Source organism: Mesorhizobium sp. GbtcB19 (genome assembly GCF_019091085.1).
Classification (GTDB): domain Bacteria; phylum Pseudomonadota; class Alphaproteobacteria; order Rhizobiales; family Rhizobiaceae; genus Mesorhizobium.
Window position 1 is genome coordinate 1 of the sequence record NZ_JAGXJY010000107.1, and the last position, 534, is coordinate 534.

At 66.7% G+C, this 534-nt stretch carries 1 pseudogene; it reads left to right on the forward strand.

Annotated features, from left to right (window positions below):
• Positions 1–249: 249 nt before the first annotated feature.
• Positions 250–534 (forward strand): annotated as a pseudogene (locus KVT37_RS31810) (dienelactone hydrolase); the annotation flags it as partial.

Below are 534 nucleotides of genomic sequence, written 5' to 3' on the forward strand. Positions count from 1 at the left end.
CGCCGAAATGCAACGGGCGGGGCGGAAGCGTCATGCTGACAAAGGTCCCGAGCGCACCCGTTACCGCGGGCGCCACCGCGACGACGAGCGGGAGCCAGATGGCGGCGGGACGGCGCCACTGAAGGGACGCGGTCGCCGAGAGGATGCCGGGAATGGTCACTGGGGAAAAAGCCCCACCGTGCGCGAAATCGGCCCCGACCTGCTCGGCGGCCCTACCTAACAGGGTAGCGGCTCACAAGAGGTGCATCAATGACATTCGCGATTTACAAGCGGCTCCGCTTGGCCGCCTTGCTGTTCTGCAGCACACCGATGGTGATGGGTCTGCTCTCCGGCGCGGTGAGAGCGGCCGAGGCAGGGTGGCGGCCCTACGAGGTCCCGCCCTCCATCACGAACCTTGAGAAGATCCCGGTCGCTCTGTACTACCCGACGCAGGCGCCTATGCGCCCGGTCGCGGTGGGATCGTTCACGATCCACGCGACCCTCATGGCCGTTCCGGAGGCAAAGGCCAAAGGCCTCATCGTGGTCAGCCACGGT